The sequence below is a fragment of the Marinomonas rhodophyticola genome, assembly GCF_026113935.1.
GTDB classification, from domain to species: domain Bacteria; phylum Pseudomonadota; class Gammaproteobacteria; order Pseudomonadales; family Marinomonadaceae; genus Marinomonas; species Marinomonas rhodophyticola.
Genome location: NZ_JAPEUL010000007.1, coordinates 1,030,916 through 1,055,956, shown reverse-complemented (window position 1 = coordinate 1,055,956; position 25,041 = coordinate 1,030,916). Strand labels below are relative to the sequence as shown.

21 protein-coding genes, 1 tRNA gene and 1 pseudogene are annotated in these 25,041 nt (G+C 44.3%); 8 read left to right on the top strand and 15 right to left on the bottom strand.

Going from position 1 to position 25,041, the window contains the following annotated elements:
• Positions 1-53: 53 nt before the first annotated feature.
• From ONZ52_RS13860 to ONZ52_RS13820, 9 genes are all read right to left on the bottom strand, one after another.
• A complete protein-coding gene (locus ONZ52_RS13860) occupies positions 54-1,025 on the bottom strand; it encodes a transposase (RefSeq protein ID WP_265219266.1) in 972 nt (323 codons plus the stop codon).
• Positions 1,026-1,373: 348 nt separating this feature from the next.
• The gene (locus ONZ52_RS13855; protein ID WP_265219264.1) at positions 1,374-1,763 is read right to left on the bottom strand and encodes a hypothetical protein; all 390 of its coding nucleotides are present in this window, start codon (positions 1,761-1,763) and stop codon (positions 1,374-1,376) included.
• A 91-nt stretch (positions 1,764-1,854) separates the two neighbouring features.
• The gene (locus ONZ52_RS13850) at positions 1,855-2,520 is read right to left on the bottom strand and encodes an MAE_28990/MAE_18760 family HEPN-like nuclease (RefSeq protein ID WP_265219263.1); all 666 of its coding nucleotides are present in this window, start codon (positions 2,518-2,520) and stop codon (positions 1,855-1,857) included.
• Between the two features lies 1 nt (position 2,521).
• On the bottom strand, positions 2,522-3,553 hold the full coding sequence (locus tag ONZ52_RS13845) for a DUF262 domain-containing protein (RefSeq protein WP_265219261.1): 1,032 nt from the start codon (positions 3,551-3,553) through the stop codon (positions 2,522-2,524).
• Between the two features lie 1,297 nt (positions 3,554-4,850).
• Positions 4,851-5,111 (bottom strand): formyltetrahydrofolate deformylase, encoded by a 261-nt coding sequence (locus ONZ52_RS13840; RefSeq protein WP_265219260.1) that lies wholly within the window; start codon positions 5,109-5,111, stop codon positions 4,851-4,853.
• Between the two features lie 154 nt (positions 5,112-5,265).
• Positions 5,266-6,123: a formyltetrahydrofolate deformylase gene (gene purU / locus ONZ52_RS13835; RefSeq protein ID WP_111636686.1), complete on the bottom strand. Its 858-nt coding sequence runs from the start codon at positions 6,121-6,123 to the stop codon at positions 5,266-5,268.
• A gap of 117 nt (positions 6,124-6,240) precedes the next feature.
• Positions 6,241-8,409 (bottom strand): bifunctional 23S rRNA (guanine(2069)-N(7))-methyltransferase RlmK/23S rRNA (guanine(2445)-N(2))-methyltransferase RlmL, encoded by a 2,169-nt coding sequence (gene rlmKL / locus ONZ52_RS13830; RefSeq protein ID WP_265219258.1) that lies wholly within the window; start codon positions 8,407-8,409, stop codon positions 6,241-6,243.
• A 120-nt stretch (positions 8,410-8,529) separates the two neighbouring features.
• The gene (locus tag ONZ52_RS13825) at positions 8,530-9,570 is read right to left on the bottom strand and encodes a quinone-dependent dihydroorotate dehydrogenase (protein ID WP_111607698.1); all 1,041 of its coding nucleotides are present in this window, start codon (positions 9,568-9,570) and stop codon (positions 8,530-8,532) included.
• An 83-nt stretch (positions 9,571-9,653) separates the two neighbouring features.
• The gene (locus ONZ52_RS13820; RefSeq protein ID WP_265219256.1) at positions 9,654-9,875 is read right to left on the bottom strand and encodes a DUF2835 domain-containing protein; all 222 of its coding nucleotides are present in this window, start codon (positions 9,873-9,875) and stop codon (positions 9,654-9,656) included.
• Positions 9,876-10,005: 130 nt separating this feature from the next.
• Between ONZ52_RS13820 and ONZ52_RS13815 the strand changes: the two genes are divergently transcribed.
• The 8 genes from ONZ52_RS13815 to ONZ52_RS13780 all read left to right on the top strand — a co-directional run bounded on the left by ONZ52_RS13815 (position 10,006) and on the right by ONZ52_RS13780 (position 17,976).
• The gene (locus ONZ52_RS13815; protein ID WP_265219254.1) at positions 10,006-10,974 is read left to right on the top strand and encodes an AAA family ATPase; all 969 of its coding nucleotides are present in this window, start codon (positions 10,006-10,008) and stop codon (positions 10,972-10,974) included.
• Between the two features lie 201 nt (positions 10,975-11,175).
• A complete protein-coding gene (locus tag ONZ52_RS13810; protein ID WP_265219252.1) occupies positions 11,176-11,934 on the top strand; it encodes a DUF58 domain-containing protein in 759 nt (252 codons plus the stop codon).
• A complete protein-coding gene (locus ONZ52_RS13805) occupies positions 11,934-12,431 on the top strand; it encodes a DUF4381 domain-containing protein (RefSeq protein WP_265219250.1) in 498 nt (165 codons plus the stop codon). The genes ONZ52_RS13810 and ONZ52_RS13805 overlap by 1 nt, the downstream gene beginning before the upstream one ends.
• Positions 12,424-13,437: a vWA domain-containing protein gene (locus tag ONZ52_RS13800; protein ID WP_265219247.1), complete on the top strand. Its 1,014-nt coding sequence runs from the start codon at positions 12,424-12,426 to the stop codon at positions 13,435-13,437. Before ONZ52_RS13805 ends, ONZ52_RS13800 begins: the two co-directional genes overlap by 8 nt.
• Positions 13,434-15,185 (top strand): VWA domain-containing protein, encoded by a 1,752-nt coding sequence (locus ONZ52_RS13795; protein WP_265219246.1) that lies wholly within the window; start codon positions 13,434-13,436, stop codon positions 15,183-15,185. Before ONZ52_RS13800 ends, ONZ52_RS13795 begins: the two co-directional genes overlap by 4 nt.
• Positions 15,179-16,207: a BatD family protein gene (locus tag ONZ52_RS13790; protein WP_265219244.1), complete on the top strand. Its 1,029-nt coding sequence runs from the start codon at positions 15,179-15,181 to the stop codon at positions 16,205-16,207. The genes ONZ52_RS13795 and ONZ52_RS13790 overlap by 7 nt, the downstream gene beginning before the upstream one ends.
• A 53-nt stretch (positions 16,208-16,260) precedes the next feature.
• On the top strand, positions 16,261-17,031 hold the full coding sequence (locus tag ONZ52_RS13785) for a BatD family protein (RefSeq protein WP_265219243.1): 771 nt from the start codon (positions 16,261-16,263) through the stop codon (positions 17,029-17,031).
• A 30-nt stretch (positions 17,032-17,061) separates the two neighbouring features.
• Positions 17,062-17,976, top strand: coding sequence for a Dyp-type peroxidase (locus tag ONZ52_RS13780; RefSeq protein ID WP_265219242.1), 915 nt, complete (start codon positions 17,062-17,064; stop codon positions 17,974-17,976).
• 107 nt (positions 17,977-18,083) lie between these two features.
• On the opposite strand, the gene ONZ52_RS13775 is transcribed toward ONZ52_RS13780, so the two are convergent.
• From ONZ52_RS13775 to clpP, 6 genes and pseudogenes are all read right to left on the bottom strand, one after another.
• Positions 18,084-19,907, bottom strand: coding sequence for a SurA N-terminal domain-containing protein (locus ONZ52_RS13775; protein ID WP_265219240.1), 1,824 nt, complete (start codon positions 19,905-19,907; stop codon positions 18,084-18,086).
• 76 nt (positions 19,908-19,983) lie between these two features.
• A tRNA-Asp gene (locus ONZ52_RS13770) sits at positions 19,984-20,060 on the bottom strand.
• A gap of 7 nt (positions 20,061-20,067) precedes the next feature.
• Positions 20,068-20,340, bottom strand: a complete 273-nt coding sequence (locus ONZ52_RS13765) for an HU family DNA-binding protein (protein WP_012069435.1) — start codon at positions 20,338-20,340, stop codon at positions 20,068-20,070.
• Positions 20,341-20,464: 124 nt separating this feature from the next.
• A complete protein-coding gene (lon, locus tag ONZ52_RS13760) occupies positions 20,465-22,858 on the bottom strand; it encodes an endopeptidase La (RefSeq protein WP_265219235.1) in 2,394 nt (797 codons plus the stop codon).
• 214 nt (positions 22,859-23,072) lie between these two features.
• A pseudogene (clpX, locus tag ONZ52_RS13755) lies at positions 23,073-24,354 on the bottom strand (ATP-dependent protease ATP-binding subunit ClpX).
• Positions 24,355-24,370: 16 nt separating this feature from the next.
• Positions 24,371-25,003 (bottom strand): ATP-dependent Clp endopeptidase proteolytic subunit ClpP, encoded by a 633-nt coding sequence (clpP, locus tag ONZ52_RS13750; RefSeq protein ID WP_111607686.1) that lies wholly within the window; start codon positions 25,001-25,003, stop codon positions 24,371-24,373.
• Positions 25,004-25,041 lie beyond the last annotated feature (38 nt).

The window sequence follows — 25,041 nt, the reverse complement described above, 5'->3', positions numbered from 1 at the left end:
ATATATGATTAGTAAAGAAAGACGATGAATGGTGGATGGTGGATGGAATGAAGCTAGGCGAGTAGTCGGTTATGACTGGATCTTGGTTTTCTATTTAGTTTGTTTGAATCACAATAATGAGCAATGGAATGTTCAGCACCAACCACAGCACCCGTTCTTGCGCCAAATTCTGTTGCAATACACAGCCAATTTTCTGAGGATATGTTGAGTCGTTGAAGAATCGGTAACAATGAAGCGTCTATCGCACCTCGTTTATCTTCTCGGATGATTCGCCCAGTCATATCAACCAACTCAAGGTAATCTGACAATTCAAAAGGTAGACCATCTGGCATGCTTTCTCTGGGGTTACCAACAAAAGGATAAAGCAACTTTGGTTGCTTTTGATGCCTTGCAGCGGTCACACGTTTTTTAACACTGGTGAATTCTGAGGTTTCTGGTGTCTGGCTTATTTTTGCTCTCAATGGGTTAAGATCAACATAGGCCATACAAGCCACTAATGCCGATTCATCTAGAAGAGCCTGAGACTTAAATCGCCCCTCCCAGAACCGACCTGTACATTGGTCTTCAAAATTCGCTTGGCGAGCAATAGGTTCATTCAATTCCCTCATAAACCAGCTAATGTCTGTAAGACGATTTCTAAAGGTTTCGGCAGACGATTCCACCAACGTCATAGCATAGTCAGGCAATGACTCACCTCGTACAAATTGCTGAGTAAACACGGTGCCTTTATGTAACTTATGCCACCTTTGCAGAACCTCTAATGTAGACCACTTCGCGGCTTTTTCTGTATTGATATGCAACACCACATGAAGATGGTTACTCATTACCGCATAGGCACAAACATCGATAGCAAAGACACCGGCTAAAAATAACAAACGCTTTTCAACCCAGCCACGACGGTGCTCAAAGCTTGCACCAGAGACAGGATCTTCTCCACACAAAAACGCCCTACGAACACAGCGTGAAACACAGTGATAGTAAGGCGTATCTTGTAAACTAACTTGCTGACTTCTGGCTCTTGGCATGACGAAACCTCTCTTCCATGAGAAAAAACAATACTGGCTAAATATACAGTATTGTTTTTAGCTGTCAAATTTGTGTGGGTGTCTTGTTAGTCCACGCGCATGTTAAAAACCTTGTAAATGCTGGCTTTCTGAGGTGCGTGTGTTTTTAACGGATAATTATTATTTTTAGCTACCAAGTTTATGTGGGTGTCTTGTTAGTCTTGAAAACCAATAAGAGCACTGAACACCCAATACTACTATTAGTGATGGGACAATGATTGATATCGCCACCCACTTTAAATTACTTACTCAGCTCTATCCTTGAATTCTGTCCAGTGGAGCGAAGCGGAACGATGTTTGACCGCTTTGTTATAGCTTTTTAACTTGGCGCAAACCAAAAAACCAAGCCGTAAATGCGACCACAAGAGAGTAATAAGCTATTAGTAATGAAAATACAAACTCTCGCGTGAGTAGCGCCACTGTTAGAGCTGGAGCAAGTGCGGCTAGCAATAGAGTTGCTAATGCCAGCTTGTTAAGCAGGCGCAAGAAATACCAAATAATACTGCCGTAAATGATTATGACTATATAGGCAATGCACGCCCCATAAAGACCTACAAATAAAGATTCAAACAGCTTTCTCAGCGAAAATTCACTTGCTATTGAAGCCAAAGCTAAAAGAAAGGTAGCCGGAAATATAGCCAACGGGCCAACAAGAATTCCCCGCCAAAATGCTACTTTAATTTCCTTTTCTCTACTCATTAGTTTGGCCCGAGCATTCGTTGCTATAACACTCACTTCAGCTGCGCCGAACCCGGAGGTTTTGGCGTAAGACTGAAAGTGCTTGTTAGCACTAGGCTACCCCTGAATATTTATAGGCTTTGCTGACGGTTAAACTCTCGAATCCAGCAACAATATGAAAACAAAGAGTCTCTACATCCGCTACCCTTTGCATAAGAGTTTGTGCGGTATACCGTCCTCCAATAGTTACGGCTTTCTCTCTGCCATGTGCAATAGCATTGCGATGATCTTTTATTTCTTTCAAAATCCAAGTGTTTACACCCGTTGGAATAGCTTCACCTGACAAATGAAATATTTGCCAAATGTCTTCAATCTGTTGCTGAGAGATATTAATGCCATCTGTTGGAAAAACAGAATCATCTATAACTGCGGGTTCTGAAGAAAATAAAGCATCGAAAAGCTCTTTTTTCTTATGCCAGACCATTTTTTTGCTGCTGCCCAACAATGCATTAAATTTACTATCCAATACTGTACATAATAAATATTTTTTGAACTCCATTGGCTTTAGTTCTTCTTGTTTTATGAGTTCTAAAAACCTAGAAACAACACTTGTTATCGTGTACTCAATGGAGGAATACATAGAGATAAACAAGAAACCTTTTTGGATTTTCAATAAATCGGAGCTTTGTTCAACCGTTTCCAAACTAGAAATATGGCTGATCAACTCTTTTGATTGATTTAGCCTATCTCTTATCTCTAACTCGATAGTTTGATACATTCTATTTAAACCTATCGTACGCGTACGTAATCCGTGCTTGTAATTTAGGCCTCGAGTTAGTTGCGGAAGATGTTAACTTTGTAAGTTCTTCATCGTTAATCCAATTCGCAACATCTTTGCCAAGAATATTTAGTCCTTCCTCAATAGCATCTGCCGCACCAATAGCTACAGCTTCAAAAAGGTTATAGGGTGTTGTGCTCCTATTTCCCCTTTTTATTCCATCCGGCAATTCGTTTGCTAGAGCCTCAAATGTTTTCTCAAATATAGAACGATTCTTCTTGTAATTGAATGAGGTCGACGCCTCTGCCATATAATCATTAAGAAAGCCGACAACACTATGGTCGAATTTGTCTCTATTATTTTTATATGCAAAGAACTTTAAGATTAACTCGCTCTTAGTGCCATCATTACTTTTTGCTTTAGGAAGGTTTACTACGGTGTTGAAATGTTCATTTTCTGATAACTCAGTAAGGAAGTCATTAAATTGTCCCCTAAATACACAAGCGCGAATTTCTTGATCTGTTAATTTGATACCACCAGTATTTAATCTTTCAAAAAGATCGAAGCGAACTTTTAAATCACTCTTGTCGCTTAAAGTAGTAACTTTCAGTGGTCTCAAGCTGAATTTTAGTTTCAAAGTTTGGGGGAGATCTTTAAAACTCGAGCCATTGAACTCGGTTAGTACATCCAAGCCGTTTAACACTAAATTGGAATCAAAACCAAATTTTTTTAACTGTTCATCAGTTCCAACAAAATGGATTAACGAGTTTAATCTTTGCACACCATCTATTAACTCCCAAGATCCATCCTTGTTTGCTGCCATAAATAGACTTGGCACAGGAATTCCTAAAAGAACTGATTCAATTAGTCTTGATTGATTTTCATGAGGCCACCTAAACTGTCTTTGGTATTCAGGCGCAATGTCGACTATTCCCTCATCTGACATTGAAACTAACTCTTTAACAGATATATCAAACGAGTCGAAATCTACCTTTCGTGTTTCCTGGTCTAACTGATTTACATAATCTTTCATGCTCTTTCCTAAATTCGCGAATTATTCACGATGGTAAAATTAGTAGTGCTAACATCTATGGACACCCCGATTTTTGCAAGTAAAATCAAGATCTAACAAGAACAGTTTTGCAGCCATCTATTCGGATTTTTCGTAAAGCTTTTTTAGCTTTTATCCCTGATGCTATTGCAACGAGCAAACAGCGCTTACTTGGTTCTAATCATTTTGGCGTTTTCAACGAGCAAACAGCGCTTACTTGGTTCTAATCATTTTAGCGTTTTCAACGAAACGATGTTAGTCCCAGAATGTCCCAATCAGGCTTGTCGTTGACTTGTCATTTATTTTTTTAGCTAAGCAAAAATGCGTGTGTTAAATTTAACGTTAGCCAGGGAAAGGGAGAAGGACGTGTTCATTTGATATGAGTTATCTGTTCGTCTTCCCTGACCATTTCTTTACAGAATACAAGAAGCGAAAAGCGAAAACCATATAAATTTTGTGTGTTTTTTTAGTACTTAGATTGTGGTGATACGCAGCAAAGCAATAACACCACCCTAGCTTAATTAGAAGACAATAATTACGTTGTCGGCCTGAAGGCGCGACAATGAAAGCTTCGCTTTCAGCGGCTTTTTTGTTATGGAAAAGCGGTCGTACTTCCCTCATCACGCCCTACGAAAAACCAGCATCACAGATGAAGCCAGTTCGACGCGACGAAGTTGCGCGACTTTATGGCGTTTCAGAGTCAGTTAAAACTCCCTTCCCCCTACCAGCAAAAACAATCTATGCCTTACGATATAACGAGCGTAGGGGAACAGTTATGTGCCTATGATGAAAATCAGGCATTAAAGATCTTAAAGAGACTTTTTGGTTACTTTTGCGGATCTGGGCAAAAGTTACCCGCTCAGCAGAGCGGAACCAAGCTTGCAAACTAGGAAACGCTGAGAAGTAGCGAACAGACTTGAAAATCTAAGAAATAACCCCACCCTAGCCCTCCCCTTGGAAGACATAAGGGGAGGGAATAATTACGTTGTCGGCATAAATGCGCAGCATTTTGGGTGCTGAACGTTGTTTGGTGCTTCGATAAGATAGGTTGTGGCTACGAGGCTTTTATGTCTGATTACGGTCGTGCCTCCCTCATGCAGACCTACGTGGAATGTTGATTTATGAGGATTTACGATGAAAGCAAACGGCGTTTTGATGAGGTAGGCGATAGTTTCGAAGATAAACGCCGTTTGGTTTCATCTGGGCGCTGAATACTTGTCATAAAAAAGGCCCCATTCCTAACGAGAAAAATGGGGCCAAGTTGGTCGTTGGTCTTTTGTTAATGACGAGTCTGTTTGGGATCGTTCATTTCGCGCATGCGTTTGCGGTGTTCGATAAATTCGTCACTCAGCATGTAGTCGCCTTGTTCGGTATAGTCTAGTGCCCCTCGGTTGACGAGTGCGTCTAGGGTTTTGGGTAATACCTTTTGTCGGCGTTCGCCTTTGATAAAGTAGAATTGTTCGCCCATTTGGATCAATTTAAAACCAGATTCTAAATAGCCAACACATAGGTTCTGAGTTGGCGTTAATTTGAGTTTCATTCGTCACCTCACTAGCCGTCTCTTAATGAATTGTTTTATTAACTATAGACTATAGACACTTTTTTCAAGAAAAAATTTTATCGTACTAAGATGACAAAATAAAAAAGGGAAGGCCGTGGCCTTCCCTTTTTTGCTTAACCTTGTAGTAGTGGCGTTATTCTGCAAACACGACGGTTTTATTGCCATGTACGAGTACGCGGTCTTCTAGGTGGTAGCGTAGGCCACGTGACAGTACGAGTTTTTCGATGTCTTTACCTAGGCGAACCATGTCTTCTGCCGCGTGGCTGTGGCGAACGCGAATCACGTCTTGTTCGATAATCGGGCCGGCATCTAGGTCTGCTGTCACATAGTGGCAAGTGGCGCCGATCAATTTCACGCCACGAACCGCGGCTTGGTGGTAGGGTTTCGCACCAATGAAAGACGGCAAGAAGCTGTGGTGTATGTTGATGACTTTGTGGCGGTATTTCTCGCACAAGTATTCAGGGAAAATCTGCATGTAGCGAGCCAATACTATGGTGTCGGCGCCAGACGCATCAATGCAGGCTTCAATTTCTTGGAAAGCGGGCATTTTGTTTTCTTTTGGCACGGGAATGCAGAAGTATGGAATCTTGTACCATTCGACCATGGAGCGAAGGTCTTCGTGGTTGGCAATGACGCCGACGATTTCGCAGTTCAGCTCGCCTGTGTGCCAGCGATGCATGATGTCGTTTAAGCAGTGAGATTCTTTGGTGGCAAGGAGTACCACTTTAGGACGATCTTCACTGTCTTTTACGTACCAGCGCATGTTGAATTCTTCTGCGATGGGGGCGAATTCTTTGCGGAATGTCTCAACATCGATGGACAAGCTTTCTGCGTCGATGTCATGACGCATGAAGAACCATTTTTGCTCTAAATCTGTGTGGTGGCTGGCTTCCATAATGGAGCCTTGGCGCTCGTTCAAAAACTGACTCACGGCCGCTACAATGCCCACTCTGTCGGGGCAACTAATCACAAGTCGAAATGTTTTTTTCATACTAAAAACTTATAAACCTTAAAACGTATTAAACCTAAAAAAACAGGGCTAAATCAGGTGTTTAGCCCTTGATATGTTTGCGAATTATACCGAATAAACTCACGTGTGCTTAGTCAGTTATGATTTGTGTTTAATGATATAGCACTGATGAATTTTGTCATTACGATCAAAGTCCGGATCTAGCGTTTCACGAGTGATGTTCTTCACCTCAAACTCGTGCTCTAACGCTTCATCCAACACAAAGCGACGGTAGTTATTGGAGAAGATTAATTCGCCTCCTTTCGCCAATCTTGCCATGGCCAAACGCACTAGCTCGCCATGGTCGCGTTGGATATCCAACACATCGGCCATTTTTTTCGAGTTCGAAAACGTGGGTGGGTCCATAAAAATTAGATCAAAGGTGTCGCGGCTTTGTTTTAGCCATTCGATGCAGTCTGCACGTTCTACTTGATGATATCGATCCGAAAATTCATTCAGTTCGATATTACGACGCGCCCACTCGGTATAGGTGTTCGACATGTCAACACTCAATGAACTGTGCGCCCCACCCTGACCCGCGTGCACGGATGCTGTTGCGGTATAGCAAAAGAGGTTCAAGAATCGCTTGCCGTTGGCTTTGTCTTGAATCAATTTACGAACAGGACGGTGATCAAGGAATAAGCCAGTATCCAAGTAATCTTTCAAGTTGACGATGAAGTCACAGCCATACTCTTCTACAATCATTTCGTGTTTTGTCTGATCGAATTTTTCGTATTGCTCTTTGCCTGTCTGTCTTTGACGCTGCTTCAAGATGACCTTGGCCTCTGAAATATTCAAGGCACTAGGAATCGCAGACATCACGTCGAACAAACGCTGTTTGGCTTTTTCAGGGTCAACGCTCTTGGGCGCTTGATACTCTTGAACGTGCGCCCAATCTTGGTAAATATCAATGGCCACTGAGTATTCTGGCATGTCAGCGTCATACAGGCGGTAACATTGAATCTTGTTTTTCTCGACCCATTTTTTCAGCTTTTTGGCATTCTTTTGCAGACGATTGGCAAACATTTGCGCGCCCGGCGTCATCACCGATTGCGCGACCACGTCTTCTTTTATGTTGCCTGCCAATAAGGGGAACTGATAAGCACGACACTCGATACCACCGTTAATCACTCGGGTGCTTTTTTCAGGTCGAGCGGGAATTTGACGCGCCAAATGATCGTTGCTGGTGAGCATCATAAACTGCCAGCCACGCACATGGTTGACAACCCATTCGCCCAATTGACGATACAACGCAATCAAGGCCATTTCATCGCCAATACGCTCGCCATAAGGAGGGTTGGTAATTAATAGACCCAGCGCATCAGGGTTGATATCGAATTCATGCTCTTGAAACGACGACATGGTGACATCAATAACGCCTGTCAGCCCTGCACGCTTGATGTTTTCACGGGCGGCCGCGATGGCTTTTTGCTCACGATCTGTGCCTTGGAAACGAATACCCAATGTGGCTGGATCTTTTTTGCGGTTCTTCGCGAAGTCCATTAGCTGTTGCCACATACGATGGTCGTGCTGCTTCCAGCCCTTGAATCCCCAATAGGAGCGACGTAAACCTGGTGCAATGTCCAAAGACATCATCGCGGCTTCCACTAAAAATGTACCAGAACCGCACATAGGGTCGATAAGTTGCGTCAAGCCGCAATCGGTTCCCCAACCTGCACGCAGCAAAAGACCGGCGGCTAGGTTTTCTTTAAGCGGTGCCATGCCGCCTTGTTGACGGTAGCCACGGCGGTGCATACTTTCGCCAGATAAATCGATACTCACCGTCACGACGTCACGTTTGATACGCAAGGCAATGCGGACTTCTGGCTGTTCTTTTTCAACGTTAGGACGTTCGCCAGACAAGGCCACAAAGTAATCGGCTATCGCATCTTTGGCGCGCACGGCACCAAATTGTGTGTTGCGAATATGGTGGTTGGTACCGTGACAGTCAATCGCCATGGTATTGGTAGCGCTCATGTGATCAGACCACTGAATCGCTTTTACACCATTGTATAGATCGTCGGCCGATTCCATTTTAAAGTTAGCAATTGGCAACATAACGCGAGTCGCAACACGTGACCAAAGGCAGGCTTTGTACATGCCTTCTAGATCTGTGGTTAGCTTCACCTGAGCTTCACCCAATCGGGTTTGCGTTAGGCCTTCGCCATGCAACTCTTTTTCTAAGACATTTTCTAACCCAAGAGGACAGGTTATTTCTAATGCGTAAACCTGACTTGCTGAATCAGTTGTCTGTAATATCGTGCTCATTTATAAAATACTTTTTTAAATTTCAATGAAGGTTTCGAAACGCAGAAAGGCGAGATCGTGTCCCGCCCTCTTATAAAACAAGGTGCAAAAATACGCAGCGCCTTGTTTTCTATTCGATCTTTAGATACCGAGATCAAGCTCACGGTAATAAGCATCAGTGCTGGCTATGGCTTCCTTGATTAACTCTGGTCCGTGATAAATAAAACCTGAATAAATTTGTACTAGGCGTGCCCCTGCTTGCAGCTTCTCTACCGCATCTGCACCACTGGAAATACCCCCCACGCCAATAATAGGCAGTGTGTCTTTCAAGTGTTCAGCCAGTACTTTTACCACATGGGTTGAGGCGTCACGAACCGGTGCCCCACTCAAACCACCTGCTTCTTTTTCAAAGGCATGACCGACAACCGCATCGCGGGATAGTGTCGTGTTGGTGGCAATAATACCATCAACGCCCTGTGCTACGAGGGTATCAGCGACCATTTTAATTTCATCGTCTGTCATATCTGGGGCGATTTTTACCGCTAATGGAACACGTTTCCCCTGTTCCGCCTCATAACGGTCACGCGCCGCAACCAATGGCGCGATTAATTGCGCCAAGCTTTCACCAAATTGCAAGCTGCGAAGACCAGGCGTATTTGGCGAGCTGATGTTGGCGGTGATGTAATCCGCGTAAGGAATAACCGACTCTAAACACGCCAAATAATCTGCTGCAGCGTCTTCTACCGAGGTGGTTAAGTTTTTGCCAATATTGACACCCAACACGCCTGGATAGCGATGAGATTTAATACGCGACACGAGATGATCCACGCCTTTGTTATTAAAGCCCATGCGGTTGATGATGGCTTCGTGTTCGGGCAAACGGAACAAACGTGGCTTAGGATTCCCCGCTTGGCCTTTCGGTGTCACGGTGCCCACTTCGACAAAACCAAAACCTAACGCGCCTAACGCTTCAAAGGCATCGGCATTTTTATCCAGCCCCGCTGCCAAACCCACCGCATTGGGGAAACGTAGCCCCATTACATCAACCGGTCTGGTAGACGGTAATCCGCCTAGAAATTTGTTCAACCCCAACCGACTGCCTGCTGCAAGAAGATCCAATGACAATTCATGGGACACTTCAGCGTCCAATTTAAAAAGTAACGAGCGGGCAAGTTGGTACATTGTTAAGGCTCCTAGGCGATTAAGATCAGATAAATGCCTTATCCGATCTGTGCTGTCTAATTTATGTGGTCTTCTAATTCGTGCTATCTAACTTTAGTGACGGCAATCAGCTTATTCGTGTCATCAAATTCTACTTCAAAAAAACCGTAAATCCCTTGATGGGTCACAAACCGCTGAAAAGCCGACAAAGGCAGCTGGACTTTACGCCCATCTAGACTGTTTGCGACGAGGTTTTTTGCCGCTCCAGCATACATAGCTTCATATTTAAACGCAGGCAGGGCCACATTTAATACAATTTTTGCCATTTTGTTCGTCCTGTGCTTACGCTACCCTTACAGAAAACGCTCTGTGCGTAAAGATTTGAATCCGATAAGATGAAGTCTATTATATTGCGTTGACACTTTTTTTGATAGAAGTATAAGGAACCTAGGTTCGATGGTAACTGTAATTGAGCAATTAAAAGATCACCTAAATCATGCCGTCGTTGGTCAGCCAGATTTAACTCATGAATTACTCGTCGCTTTAATCGCTAATGGCCATGTGCTGCTTGAAGGGCCTCCTGGCATCGCCAAAACCACCGCGGCAAAAGCCCTAGCTGGCGCAATCGACAGTCGTTTCCAGCGTATTCAGTTCACACCAGATTTATTACCCGGCGATGTGACGGGCTCTGATATTTACCAGCAAGAAACAGGGAAATTTAGTTTCGTCCCTGGCCCCATTATGAATGATATCGTGCTGGCGGATGAGATCAACCGAGCGCCTGCCAAGGTGCAATCAGCATTACTGGAAGCCATGGGGGAAAGACAAGTCACGGTGGGCAATCACAGCTACCCACTGTCAGCGCTGTTTTTTGTTATCGCCACACAAAACCCAATAGAGCAAGAAGGAACTTATCCTTTGCCAGAGGCGCAGCTTGATCGTTTTATGATGAAGATCAATCTTGGTTATCCGAGTGCAGCCAGCGAATTAGATGTACTAAGACTGGTTCGCCAACAAGACTTACACAAGACTTCAGCAAGCAAACCACAACCCATTTGCAAGCCCCATGATATTCTTGAACTTCAACATAAAGCTTTATCCTTATATATGTCAGAAAGCGTTGAGCAATACATAGTGCAGCTTGTTATGGCCACTCGCCAACCTGAACGTTACTTGGGCGAAGCGGGCAAAGGCACTAATTTGATTGAGTTTGGAGCGAGTCCACGGGGTACGCTTGCGCTGGATCGTTGCGCTCGAGCCAATGCATTATTAAACGGCAGAGACTTTGTGACACCAGATGATGTTCGCCAAGTTGCCTTGCCAGTATTGCGCCATCGCATCATTACCACGTTTGAAGCACAAGCCGCTGGATTATCGGTTGATGATTTATTGAAGCGATTGATCAGTCATGTGCCAGCACTGTAACTCAAAGCATAGTCACTCATAGCATAGTAGTAAAAGGCAATAGCACAATGAGTTCCATTATTATCACCTGAATCGCCAGAGCTGGATGACGCCCACTTTTCGCTGCTGGCAAACTATGCCAAACATTTAGGACGAGCGCCAAAAGCCATTCGTTTTGCCACTCAATCTGGTGAACGTCGCTCGCGACAAAAAGGCCACGGCATGGAAATGCTTGAGCTGCGGGCCTATCAAGCCAGCGACGATTTGCGCCACATAGATTGGCGGGTAACCGCTCGCACTGGCCACGCTCATACTCGATTGTATGCCCAAGAAAATGACCACCAGCGACTTCTCTTGTTAGACCTGTCTAGTAGCGCCTATTTTGGTACTCGCCATACCTTTATTTCCACACGCTTTATTCAGCTCGCTGGGATTATCGCATGGCGCTCAAAACAACAAGGCGACACACTGTCTTATCGCATGACCTATGGCGATCAAGAGCATGCCAGCAATAAAGTGGCCACATTGTCGACCCTGCTAAGCACCCTAAAAGACGCCTCTAAACTAGTGCATCGATCCTGTGACCATAACACGGTCAGTATTTGGTCCAATACCCCACTGACCCGCAAAACTCATAATAAAGATGTGATCATCCTGACGGACAAACAAAGCTGGAATGATGACGAAGAAAGCGCATTGATAAAGCTAGCCGAGCACAATACTGTTCACTGGATACAAATCATTGATAGTAACGTCTTTAATTTACCCGCTGGACAATACCAAATAGCAGACAACAGCGGCATTCAATCGGTCTCTATCAGCAAAAACAGTATGCAACAGGCAAAAGCCGATTTTCTCTCACAAAACACCTTAATGCGTAACAAACTAATGTCTTTTGGTGTTCGCCATCAAATATTTGATATCACAGAATCTCCCGAAAAAATCGCCCGTTATCTATTGTCACAAGGAGCACTGCACTAATGTCTGCCGCGCTCACGCCAGTTCAAGCTCCGTCACAGGTCATTGACTTACCAAACAAAGCCTACATGCTGCCGCAATCCGTCCCTATGTGGCCACCCGTGTGGTGGACTTGGCTAATAGTTGCTGCGATTGTTTTGTTATTAATCGGCGCACTGATCTTTTACTATCGACGATACAAGAAGCGCACTTACCGACGCGAAGCCTTAGCCGGCATTACCCAAAAAGCGGGCAAACTTAACGACAAAGACTGCATTTTACTGTGTCACGAAATGGTTCGCCGCTGCTTGATGAGTGAAGGAAAAATAGAAACCGCGGCGCTACCAAGCAAAACGCTGTTTGAAATATTAGACAAAACCTTGCCCACAAAACGACAATTTTCAGTCATTGGCAACGAATTTATCGATGGCCCTTATAGAAGTCAGATTGAACTCACCAAACAACAACGTACTGCCATGCTAAAAACAACCTGTTATTGGATAAGGAAACACCATGCTTGAGCTATCTTGGCCTTGGTTTCTCCTTCTTTTACCTTTGCCTTTTTTTATGTATTTCCTCCCCAAAGCCAAACCCAAAGGCGACGGTATTTGGTGGGGAAATACAGGACAGTTAATCCATCATCAAGACCGTAAAGCAACGTCCAAAGGTCTATCATGGCGCTACCTACTCCTGCTCTTGTCTTGGGTGCTGTTAATCTTTGCTATGACACGACCTGTTTGGTTTGGCGAGCCAACAAAAGTCACGCCCTCTGGACGCGATTTGCTTATTGCTTTGGATTTATCTGGTAGCATGCAAGTCACCGATATGACGCTCAATAATCAATCGGCAAACCGACTAGAAGCCGCAAAATCGGTTCTCTCTGATTTTATCCAACAACGTCGTGGTGATCGGATTGGTATTATCGTGTTTGGCTCTAAAGCCTATCTGCAAGCCCCGTTAAGTTTTGATACCAAAACCATTAATCAGCTGGTGCAAGAAACACAAATTGGTTTTGCTGGCGAACAGACTGCCATTGGTGATGCCATAGGTTTAGGTATTAAACGCTTGGAAGACAAACCATCCGATAAAAAAGTCCTTATCCTAATGACGGATGGCGCGAATACCGCTGGCCGCGTCCAGCCGCAACAGGCAGCCACCTTTGCGGCGTCGCAGAATGTCAAAATACATACCATTGGTATTGGTGCCGATAGCATGATTGTACAAAGCTTCTTCGGACCAAAAGCGATTAATCCATCCACTGACCTAGATGAAACGCTATTGAAGAATATCGCCGCGCAAACCGGTGGCGAATATTTCCGCGCTAAAAGCACGGAAGACCTGCACGCTATCTATCAAACGCTTGACGCCTTGGAACCCACCCCCGCCGAAGAGGTATGGCAACGCCCACTAACCAGCTTATTCCATTGGCTAGGGTTAGCCTCCATGCTGTTTTTTGGTTTGGCCCTACTGACCAGCAACTCCTTGTCATGGAACCGAGAAATTTGGCGTAAAGGAGACAAAGCATGATGCTGTTTGATGCGGTGCATTTTGAACGGCCTTACTGGCTAATTTTACTCCCTATTACCCTGCTATTGGCTTTGTTTATTACGGCAAAAAGCGCGAACAAAAGCACACTCAATAAAGTGGTCGACCCACGTTTAATGCCGCATTTGGTCTATCAAAATAGCGCCAGCAATACGAACAAGTGGCTTGGTTTAATCGCAATATCACTGTGTTGGATTGGCTTGGCGGGCATCAGCTGGACAAAAGCACCCACTACCATGTTCGAAAACACCCAAAAAACCGTTTTGGTTGTCGATCAATCTTTATCCATGTACGCGACCGATATCAAGCCCAATCGACAAACTCAATTAAAACAGACGATACGAGATATACTAGAGCAAAGCAAAGAAGGCGACATTGCGCTGGTGGCATTTGCTGGCGAGGGTTTTGTTATTAGCCCTTTTAGCCAAGATAGAGAAACCATTACCCATTTTTTGCTGGCATTAGATCCGATCATCATGCCAACGTACGGCAGCAATCTAACCAGTGGCCTCGAAGCAGCACTTTCGCTCAGTACGGATGATACCTTGCCACTGCGCCTTATTGTCTTAACGGACGACATTAGCGAACAAGATAAAACCGCCATTCCAGCATTGTTTAAAGATAAAAACATACAATTAAGCCTCATTGCGGTTGGCACAACCAATACCACTTTCATCCAATTACCCGATGGGCAAGTGCTCAGAAAAAATGGAAAAAACGTTACACCCATTACCCCGATAGACGAACTCAAGAATATGACAACTGCCCTTGGCGGGCAGTTTTATCAGGGTCGTTTGACGCCGCAAGAAATCACACAAATCACCAATACTTCAATGGACAATCAACAGACTCAAAAAGCTCAAAACAAAAGCATTCATTGGATAGAGCAAGGCCACTGGTTTGCTTTGCCCTTTTTACTGTGGCTAGGACTCCAGTTTAGAAAAGGCATGCTTTTTATGCTGTTACTTGGCGTATTGTCTTTTCCTGCAGAGAAGTCATACGCCTCACCACTGGATTGGTTTTTAACACCAGATCAAAAAGGTCAGCAGGCGGTAGATAAAGGCGATTGGCAAACGGCCGATCAATATTTCCAACGCCCTGATTGGAAAGCGGCCTCCGCTTACGCGTTAGAAAATTATCCAGACACCATTCAGCAACTTGATAACCTCAGTAGAAACGCTGCGGAGAATTATAATTTGGGCAACGCATTGGCCTTGTCTGGCGACATTGAAAAAGCCATCCAAGCCTATGGAAAAGCCTTGGAACAGGACCCTTCTTTCAAGGCGGCCAAAGAGAATCTGGACTACTTAAAGCAACAACAATCACAACAAAACCAGCAACAAGAACAAAAAGATAACGAAAACAAAAACCAACAAAATCAAGAACAAGAGCAAAAACAAGAACAAAACCAGGACGACGCTTCCCGTTCTAGCGACCAAAATGACGCCAAAGAGTCATCTGACTCAAAAAATGACAATAAAAAGAACGAAAAACAAGACAAGAACAAAACACCTGAGGATAATAAGCAAAATGAACACTCAGACAATGAAAACCAAGACGAAGCGGAAAAAATACCGCTGAATAAAGAAAAACAACAGGCATTAAACCAGTGGCTAAGGCAAATCCAAGACGACCCTGGATTATTGCTGCAGCGCAAACTTTGGTACTTACACCAAGAAAAACGCAATGACACTCGATTTTCGCAAGAGGATGGGCAAAACCCATGGTAACAAAGCAATATTCCCTTTCATTAATTTCGCAAAACACGCTGAAGCGCCTGTTTTTCTCACTAATGATGGCTGTGCTTTTTATTGTGCTTTCAAGCTCTCTTCAAGCCGCCAGTGTTACCGCGACGCTTAATAAAAATGTCGTCACCGAAAATGAAGTGGTCCAACTTACGCTGCGCGCTGATTTTTCCAATACCGGAAACGGTCCAGATCTCACTCCCCTTGAGCGCGATTTCAACATCTTAGGCAAAAGCCAAAACAGCCAGTTTAGTTTTAATCTCGGCACCAGCACTGCGTTGAACTTTTGGGTTGTTAGCTTAATGCCAAAATCGGTTGGTACCGTTGAAATCCCGCCGATACAAATAGGCGACCTTCAATCGCAACCCGTTAGACTCACGGTCAAAAGCTCTCCTCAGCTACTGGACAGTAATGGCAATCCGCCAGTAATGCTAAAAGCAGAAGTATCTGAAACAGAGCCATACCTTCAACAAGAAATCACGCTCAGCGTGAAGCTTTATACATCTGTCGCGCTGCAGAATGCCAATCGAGCAATACCCTCTCATCCTGACTTGATCATTGAAAGACTGATAGATGACCAGATGAGTTATCAGACGATCAATGGCACCCAGTACCAAGTCATCACACGAGAGTATATGGTGTTTCCACAGCGTAGTGGCCAAGTCACTATACCACCACAAAGCATCCAAGCCATGGTCAACACCTCCACTGGACGCCGAATGATCAAGGTGCAAAGTGAACCTTTGAACCTTCAAGTTATTCCTATTCCTGCAAGCTACACAGCAGATGCTTGGTTGCCAAGCGAAGCCGTCACCGTATCCACTTCGCTCACAAAATCAGACGCTTCACCAAGAGTGGGCGATACACTGGTTTGGACCATTGATATAAAAGCGAAAGGCGCATTGCCAGAACAAATTCCAGCGGTAGACTTTAATAGCACACGCCTCTACAAACTGTATCCTCAACCACCGAAATTTGATACTCAAAAACCGCTGCGGGGGTCATAGGCAGCCAGAGCATAACGATTGAAGTTGTTCCAACTCAAGAAGGCACACTGGTATTGCCCGACATTAATATCCCTTACTGGGACACAGAAAAACAAGCCATCAGCGTGGCCAGTGCGACCACGCAAAGCATCGAGATTGCGCCACTACCCAGCAGCACAAACAAAGCCAGCGATTCAACACCAACACCGCCCGTTGTAAGCGAAGCATCACCAGAGCCAACGCGTTCTATGGCTCCCATCTCTCTGGCAAAAAAACCTGTAGAGCCTTCGCAACCACCGCAACAAGTGGCCGAACCTAATACCCAAAACCAACCCAAGCCTTTGGCGGTGAAAATCACACCCGCACATGACGGTTATACGGTTCGCCAGTACCTCATCGCTGGGTTGCTTCTACTGGCAGCGGTTATGACGGCCAGTTGGGCTGTGCTGTGGTTCAAACGCAAGAAAACAGAGCCAGAAAATACTTACCAAGTTCCTACGTTGCAGGACTTTGCGCCACTCAGCACTTACGATGAGCAGAGCGCGTTTAAAGCCTTAATGGAATGCTGCAACCAAAACGATCTACCTTCCCTAAGACCGAGTTTGTTAGAATGGGCACGTCATCGCTGGGGCGACAATGAAATTCGCAGCGTCGATGATATCAAACGCCTCACAACTGTTCAGGTTACACAATTACTAATGGAAGCTGAATTGATGCTGTACTCAAATAACCCAGCTCATGAATGGCAAGGACACCCTCTTGCCGAAGCGCTAGAAGAGTACACCAGCGGCCAAGCCAAGCCGTCTCAGGCTAGTCAACTGAAAACACTCTACCCCAATTTCTAATGACCTTTAGCGTCAGTAAGGACGACCATAATGACACCTTTTCAATCCGGTATTATTGCCGAAGCATCTAGTGACGCTCTCTTTATCACACTTAATGTCAATAAATCCGAAATCAAAACGTTTAAAGACACGTTAGCGGCCGCCCCTCGGCTAATCGAAGGAATGCAACAACAATTTCCTGATGCGGCGCTGCATGCCAGTATCGGCCTTAGCAGCCAAATATGGGACACGCTAGACACTAAGCGCCCACAACTGCTGTCTCCTTTCCCCCACATTGTAGGCCAAGAAACAGAAATCTTGCCGACGGACGTGGACCTTGTGCTACATATTCGCTCTTCTCGTCGAGATGTGACCTACCAGTTAGGCACCACATTGTTTGCCGCCTTTGGCAAAAGCGTTACGCTGGTAGAAGAAGTCAATTGCTTTAAATATCTAGATAACCGTGATTTGACAGGGTTTGTGGACGGCACAGAAAATCCTGAAGGAGAAAAACGCAAAGCGGTGGCACTCGTTGATGACGAGGATCCAGACTTCAAAAATGGCTCGTATTTTAATTTAATGCGCTTTGTCCACGACCTAGCCAAATGGGAAAAAGAAGACTTAAAAACCCAAGAGGATATTTACGGTCGAACCAAACACAGCAACCAAGAGTATCCTTCTGCAGAAAAATCTGTTCATGCTCATACCAAGCGAACCTCATTAAAAGATGAGCAAGGTCGCTCTTTGGAAATCTTGCGTCACAGCATGCCTTTCGCCTCTTTAACAGAAAAAGGCCTCATGTTTGCAAGCTACAGCAAAACCCCTGTCATTTTTAATCAAATGCTCGAAAGTATGGTAAAAGGCGATGAACAGGGTAATACAGATCACCTTATGAAATACACTCGCGCCACAACAGGCCAGGCTTTTTTTGTGCCCTCGAACCACTGGCTAATGTCTTTAGTTTGATTTCAACAAAACAAACATCACCTCAGCTCATTGATCCACAAGAACCGTCAAACAAAAAAAAGCCACTTCATGATAGAAGTGGCTTTTTTGTTACGCGTAATAGTAATTTATCTTTCTATTTTTGCATTATTTTTCAAGAAGTCTTGCTGACCTTGCGTGCTAAGAGTCGCTTGAGTCTGACTCAAGTAACGCTCATAAGCTAACTTTTGATCATCAGGTGCAACGTCATTACCCACATCGACCTTATTCAGACGAATCAAAGCCAAATCCCCATTAGACAACCCCTTGATTGCCACAACAGGCTTATCATCTGGGTGCGGCATAGAGAAAGCCAATGATGTCATTTCGTCCTGACCACGCTGTGCATCGCTCACAGAAGACCAAGCAGTACCTTCCGCGTCTTTCGCCGCTTCTGCTTTCGCTCTAAGCGATTCTACTGCTTTGTTTTGCACAACAATCGAAGCCACTTGCTCTTTTGTTTCTTCATAAGATTGGAAAGATTCTGGCTTATGATCATTTAAATGAATCACAACCACTTGGTCTTCGTTCAATTCAATCAAATTACTGTTTTGACCGTCTTCCAATACCGGCACATCAAACGCCGCTGCAATCACCGCAGGGTTGCTTGATATCTCATCAGAGCCGCCATCGCGCCCAAAGTAGGCACTTTGCAAGACATCGACGCCGTACTCTTTAGCGATTGCGTCTAATTTATCACTTGCATACGCCAAATCCGTAATATCCTCGTGCGCAGTCAACAAAGCGTCTCTGGCTTTCTCATCTAATAGCTTTTGCTTTAGATCCGCTTCTAGTGAAGCAAAGCTAGGCACATCTGGCTTAGTGATATCATCTAACTTGATAACATGGTAACCAAACTGTGTTTTTACTGTTCTCACTTCGTCTTTCTGCATTGAGAATAACGCATCATCAAAAGCCTGATCTATGGTGCCTTTTTCAACGTAACCTAAATTACCACCATCGTCTTTAGAACCAATATCATCTGAATAGGTTGCCGCTAAATCGGCAAATGCCTCACCAGATTTCAACTTCTCTTGAATCTCATCAACACGTTTTTGCGCGTCAGCATCACTGCGATCCGATGTTTCTATCAAAATATGCGATGCTGATCTTTCTTCTTGCGTCAAACCTGAAATAGAAGCTTGATATGCTTCTTGTAATTCAGCATCCGTGACGTTTACTTTGCTATAAAAATCGGCGCTTGAAACAACCACATAATTCACTTTCACCTGTTCTGGTGTCTTGAAATTGTCTTTGTTTGCCTCGTAGTAAGCTTGTAATTCTTCTTCTGACACATTCGTATTTTCTGACTCGCTTGCTAACGAGAAAGAAACATAATCATAAGAACGCTGCTGAGATTGCAGCTTCGCAACACTATCAACCTGATAAGGCAAAACAAACTCAGAACCTGCAATCGCATTACGTGGCTGCTGAATCAAAACATCCTGCTTAATTCGCTCTTTAAAAGCTAAAGGCGTAAAGCCAAGTGATCGTATAAAGTTCAAATATTTGTTTTGATCAAATTGTCCATCCGTTTGAAATTGTTCAGCTTGCAACAAGTAAGCATTAACTTGAGCATCAGACACTCCCAAGCCTAACTCTTTAGCCTGATTCGTTAGTACGACACGCTGAATAAGCTCTTCCAATGCACGACGCTGTAATAGGTTATCTTCCAACAATGCAGGGTTAACTTGACCGCCCATCATAGAAATCAACTGACGACGCTGAGTTTCTGCGCCTTGCAACATTTGTGTTCGAGAAATATCGACCCCATCCACTTCGGCAACCGTATCGGATGAGTTAAAACTTTGAACCAAGGCGTCTACGCCAAATAGAGCAAAAGTCACAACGATAAAACCAACAATGATCTTTACCACAATGCCTTGTGACTTATCTCTTATATCCTGGAGCATTACTGCCTCCGAATGAATGAATTAAATGACAAATAAAAAAGGTGCATTCCGCTTGGAATACACCTTTTGTGTCTAATGGCGGAACAGACGGGACTCGAACCCGCGACCCCCTGCGTGACAGGCAGGTATTCTAACCAACTGAACTACTGCTCCAAAAACATTAGTTTACAGCGTCTTTTAGACCTTTACCGGCTTTAAAACCAGGAACTTTCGCTGCTTTAATTTGGATTTCCTCACCAGTTTGAGGATTACGGCCTGTACGCGCCGCACGTTCTTTCACTGCAAAAGTACCAAAACCAACTAGTGTAACCTGGTCACCTTTTGCCAAAGCCGCTTCAATTGCTTTTAGAGTAGCGTCAAGAGCATTGCTAGCAGAAGCTTTAGATAAATCAGCAGACGCTGCAATAGCATCAATCAATTCAGATTTGTTCACGTTGTACCCCTTCAGTATTTTCGTGGTTCCTTAGTATTTTTTTCGGCGCAATATAACCTACCAAAAAGGCCGAGCGAGAAGTTATACAAGCCCGACCTACTCCCTGTCAACACAGGATATGCTTCTAATGATGACTTACAGTTTCTTGTTCATCAACAGTTTTTTCACTCGAAGGCAAGGTTTCTACCTTTTTTGGCGAAGGAATGTACTCCAAAGCGATATCAAGCACCTCATCAATCCATTTAACAGGTATGACGTCAATGTCTGCCTTGATATTATCAGGAATTTCCTTCAAATCACGAGCATTTTCTTGTGGAATAATAACGGTTTTTATACCACCTCTGTGAGCCGCTAGAAGCTTCTCTTTGAGTCCACCTATGGGTAGCACTTCCCCGCGCAACGTAATCTCGCCAGTCATCGCCACAGAGGCTTTAACAGGGATCTTAGTTAACACAGACACAATCGCCGTACACATTGCCACACCGGCACTTGGCCCATCCTTCGGAGTCGCCCCTTCCGGCACGTGCAAATGCAAATCTGTTTTCTCATGAAAATCATCGTCAATTCCAAGACCAACGGCACGACTTCTCACCACGGTTAACGCCGCTTGAATGGACTCCTGCATGACATCTCCGAGGGATCCAGTTTTCACATGGCGACCTTTACCTGGCACTCCTGCCGCCTCGATGGTCAATAATTCACCACCTACAGAGGTCCATGCCAGTCCGGTTACTTGACCAATTTGATTTTTTTCTTCTGCTTTGCCGTAACTAAATTTATGCACCCCAGAAAAATCTTCTAAATTGTCGCTTGTCACTTCCACAGCGGCAGACTCTTTTTCTTTGCTCAAGGCTTGCTTTTTCACAACTCGGCGGCAAATTTTACTCAATTCACGCTCTAGACCACGAACACCCGCTTCTTTGGTGTAATAACGAATCACATCCATCAAAGCCGCATCGGTTACATTAATCTCGCGTTCTTTCAAACCTGCCAATTTAACTTGTTTAGGCAGTAAGTAACGCTTAGCAATGTTCAGCTTCTCATCCTCGGTATAACCAGGAATTCGAATCACTTCCATCCTGTCAAGAAGAGGCCCTGGTATATTCATGCTGTTTGACGTACAAATAAACATCACATCTGACAGATCAAAATCCACTTCAAGATAATGGTCATTGAAAGTATGATTTTGTTCCGGATCAAGCACCTCCAAAAGCGCAGACGCTGGATCACCACGCTGATCCATCCCCATTTTGTCGATTTCATCCAACAGAAAGAGCGGGTTCTTCACTTTTACTTTAGACAGTTTCTGTAACAACTTACCCGGCATTGAGCCAATGTAAGTACGGCGATGACCGCGTATCTCAGCTTCATCACGCACCCCACCCAGCGCCATGCGAACGTATTGACGATTCACCGCTTTCGCGATGGATTGACCAAGAGACGTTTTACCCACACCTGGAGGCCCAACCAAACACAAAACAGGGCCTTTTACTTTCTTCACACGCTGCTGCACAGCAAGGAATTCGAGAATTCGCTCTTTAACATCTTGAAGACCATAATGATCTTGGTTCAATACTTTTTCAGCATACGCCAAGTCATTACGCACTTTACTGCGTTTTTTCCAAGGCAAGGACGTTAGCCAATCAATGTAACCACGAACCACAGCGGCTTCTGCCGACATAGGTGACATCATGCGAAGTTTCTTCAACTCCCCTTCCGCCTTTTCCTTTGCCTCATCAGACATACCAACTTGAGCAATTTTTTCCTGCAGCAAATCCAGTTCATTACTGCCATCTTCCATGTCCCCCAACTCTTTTTGAATCGCCTTCATTTGCTCATTCAAATAGTACTCACGCTGGCTTTTTTCCATTTGCTTCTTAACACGGCTGCGAATGCTCTTTTCTAAGTGAGCAATATCAAGTTCGCCATCCATCAAACCAATAAGGTACTCACCACGCCCTGTCAGAGAATCTATTTCCAACACTTTTTGCTTATCTTCAAGCTTTAAGCTCATGTGGCCGGTGATGTTGTCGATCAATTTTGCCAAATCATCTATGGATTTTAGTGACGCAACCACTTCAGCCGGAATACGCTTACTACCAGCCACATACTCGTCCAACTGCTTAAGCAGGGCATGACGAATCACGCCATGCTCAGTTTTGTCTTCCTCTTTCAAATCCAATTCAACAATACGACCCAAAACAAAACCATCTGCCTCTTCCATCTTTTCAAGGCGTGCACGCTTACTACCTTCGACCAGCACTTTTACCGTGCCATCCGGCAGACGCAACAATTGCATTACTTTTGCAGTGGTACCAATTGAATAAAGATCCGCCATGGCAGGATCATCTTTAGACGCATCTTGCTGGGCAACCAAAAACACATATTTATCATTTTCCATAGCCGACTCTAAAGCCGCGATGGATTTAGCACGACCTACAAAAAGCGGCAGCACCATATGGGGATACACAACCACATCACGCAGTGGCAACATTGGAAGGAGTAAAGAATCTGTCATATTTTTTTCCAATCTGGGCACATAAGAAAAACGCGCACTTTTATATTTCAACATTGATTAGGAAAGAGATAGGGGCGAAGCCCAAAATTACAAGCACTATCACCATTTGAATTTAGTCTACACAGTGTTTTGACAGGAAACATCATAAAAAAAGCCGAATTCAAGCAATAATACTTAAATTCGGCTTTAGATGTCGCTATCAGGCTTTGAAGAGTTAGGCGTTTTTAGCCAACTCTTCTTTTTCCAACACCATCAATGGCGCTGACTCACCGCGAATGGAAGTTGCATCCATAACCACTTTCACAACATCATTACGAGTTGGAAGCTCATACATACAATCCAACAGTGCAGATTCTAATATACTACGCAAACCACGAGCACCCGTTTTACGCTCCAAAGCCAACTTGGCGGCTTCACGCAAGGATTCGGGAGAAAACTCAAGCTCTACACCTTCCAGTTCAAAAAGATGCTGGTACTGTTTAACTAGCGCATTTTTAGGCTGACTCAAAATGGTCATCAATGCTTCTTCATCCAACTCAGACAATGTCGCAACCACTGGCAAACGACCTACGAATTCTGGAATCAAACCAAATTTAACCAAATCTTCAGTTTCCACACGGTGAACCGCTTCAGAAAAAGAACGCCCTTCTTCTTTGCTTTTCACTGTGGCAGAAAAGCCGATACTGCTCTTTTCGGTTCTATCACTAATCACGCGCTCTAAGCCCGCAAACGCACCACCACAAATAAACAAAATATTGGATGTGTCTACTTGCAAAAATTCTTGCTGAGGATGTTTACGACCACCTTGCGGAGGCACAGAAGCAACCGTTCCTTCGATTAATTTTAGCAAAGCCTGCTGAACACCTTCACCAGATACATCACGGGTAATGGAAGGGTTATCTGATTTTCTAGAAATCTTGTCTATTTCATCAATATAAACAATGCCGCGCTGTGCTTTTTCAACATCATAATCACAATTTTGCAGCAATTTCTGAATAATATTTTCTACGTCTTCGCCAACATAACCCGCTTCGGTCAAGGTTGTTGCATCCGCAATAGTAAAAGGCACATCCAGAACGCGTGCAAGCGTTTGAGCAAGCAAGGTTTTACCGCTACCTGTTGGGCCAATTAGCAAAATATTACTCTTACCGAGCCTCAATACTGGTGTCTGTTTTACCTTGGTGACGCAAACGTTTGTAATGGTTATAAACGGCAACCGCTAAGACACGCTTCGCCTTGTCTTGCCCGATAACATAATCATCAAGTGCGGCGCTCAATTTTGCTGGCGTTGGCAACTCATCACCAGCGCTGCTGTCATCCGCAATTTGAGACAACTCTTGCGTAATAATGTTGTTACACAAATCCACGCACTCATTGCAGATATAAACAGACGGTCCTGCAATGAGTTTTTTTACTTCGTCTTGGCTCTTTCCGCAAAAAGAGCAATATAATAACCGATCAGAGTGGTCGCCACGGCTAAACTTATCATCCGACATCTATTCCACCCTTTTGTTAAACTTTTCGTTTCTGCAAAATTTCATCAATCAAGCCGTACTCTTTTGCCATTTGCGGATTCATGAAATTGTCACGGTCCGTATCCATGGCAACTTGCTCAATCGGCTTGCCTGTATGAAAGGAAATGATTTCATTTAGTTTATGCTTGATGCTTAGAATCTCGCGAGTATGGATTTCAATATCAGAGGCCTGACCTTGATAACCACCCAATGGCTGATGGATCATCACTCGTGAATTTGGTAAGCAATAACGTTTTCCTGCTGCGCCCGCTGTTAACAACAACGCCCCCATGCTGGCAGCCTGACCAATACACATAGTACTTACGTCTGGCTTGATAAACTGCATAGTATCATAAATGGACATACCAGCTGTTACAGAGCCGCCAGGCGAATTAATATACAAATGAATGTCTTTATCTGGGTTTTCTGATTCTAAAAACAACAACTGAGCGACAACCAAGTTAGCCATGTGATCTTCAACTTGACCAACTAAAAATATCACTCGCTCCTTAAGTAAGCGCGAGTAAATATCAAATGACCTTTCTCCACGAGCAGTCTGTTCAATAACCATTGGAACAAGGCCATTACTTGTAATAGCAACAGGACCGGTAGTTGGGTTCATCAAATTCATATCGCATTCCTTAAAACAAAAAAGTCGACATAACAAAT

What these genes read in the sequence shown, in the direction of transcription:
- lon (WP_265219235.1), bottom strand. Translation starts at nt 22,858, where the DNA reads ATGACAGATTCTTTACTCCTTCCAATGTTGCCACTGCGTGATGTGGTT.
- ONZ52_RS13775 (WP_265219240.1), bottom strand. Translation starts at nt 19,907, where the DNA reads ATGCTCCAGGATATAAGAGATAAGTCACAAGGCATTGTGGTAAAGATC.
- ONZ52_RS13850 (WP_265219263.1), bottom strand. Translation starts at nt 2,520, where the DNA reads ATGTATCAAACTATCGAGTTAGAGATAAGAGATAGGCTAAATCAATCA.
- purU (WP_111636686.1), bottom strand. Translation starts at nt 6,123, where the DNA reads ATGAAAAAAACATTTCGACTTGTGATTAGTTGCCCCGACAGAGTGGGC.
- ONZ52_RS13810 (WP_265219252.1), top strand. Translation starts at nt 11,176, where the DNA reads ATGGAAATGCTTGAGCTGCGGGCCTATCAAGCCAGCGACGATTTGCGC.
- clpP (WP_111607686.1), bottom strand. Translation starts at nt 25,003, where the DNA reads ATGAATTTGATGAACCCAACTACCGGTCCTGTTGCTATTACAAGTAAT.
- ONZ52_RS13825 (WP_111607698.1), bottom strand. Translation starts at nt 9,570, where the DNA reads ATGTACCAACTTGCCCGCTCGTTACTTTTTAAATTGGACGCTGAAGTG.
- ONZ52_RS13800 (WP_265219247.1), top strand. Translation starts at nt 12,424, where the DNA reads ATGCTTGAGCTATCTTGGCCTTGGTTTCTCCTTCTTTTACCTTTGCCT.
- ONZ52_RS13815 (WP_265219254.1), top strand. Translation starts at nt 10,006, where the DNA reads ATGGTAACTGTAATTGAGCAATTAAAAGATCACCTAAATCATGCCGTC.
- ONZ52_RS13860 (WP_265219266.1), bottom strand. Translation starts at nt 1,025, where the DNA reads ATGCCAAGAGCCAGAAGTCAGCAAGTTAGTTTACAAGATACGCCTTAC.
- ONZ52_RS13840 (WP_265219260.1), bottom strand. Translation starts at nt 5,111, where the DNA reads ATGAAACTCAAATTAACGCCAACTCAGAACCTATGTGTTGGCTATTTA.
- ONZ52_RS13795 (WP_265219246.1), top strand. Translation starts at nt 13,434, where the DNA reads ATGATGCTGTTTGATGCGGTGCATTTTGAACGGCCTTACTGGCTAATT.
- ONZ52_RS13820 (WP_265219256.1), bottom strand. Translation starts at nt 9,875, where the DNA reads ATGGCAAAAATTGTATTAAATGTGGCCCTGCCTGCGTTTAAATATGAA.
- ONZ52_RS13805 (WP_265219250.1), top strand. Translation starts at nt 11,934, where the DNA reads ATGTCTGCCGCGCTCACGCCAGTTCAAGCTCCGTCACAGGTCATTGAC.
- ONZ52_RS13855 (WP_265219264.1), bottom strand. Translation starts at nt 1,763, where the DNA reads ATGAGTAGAGAAAAGGAAATTAAAGTAGCATTTTGGCGGGGAATTCTT.
- rlmKL (WP_265219258.1), bottom strand. Translation starts at nt 8,409, where the DNA reads ATGAGCACGATATTACAGACAACTGATTCAGCAAGTCAGGTTTACGCA.
- ONZ52_RS13845 (WP_265219261.1), bottom strand. Translation starts at nt 3,553, where the DNA reads ATGAAAGATTATGTAAATCAGTTAGACCAGGAAACACGAAAGGTAGAT.
- ONZ52_RS13780 (WP_265219242.1), top strand. Translation starts at nt 17,062, where the DNA reads ATGACACCTTTTCAATCCGGTATTATTGCCGAAGCATCTAGTGACGCT.
- ONZ52_RS13790 (WP_265219244.1), top strand. Translation starts at nt 15,179, where the DNA reads ATGGTAACAAAGCAATATTCCCTTTCATTAATTTCGCAAAACACGCTG.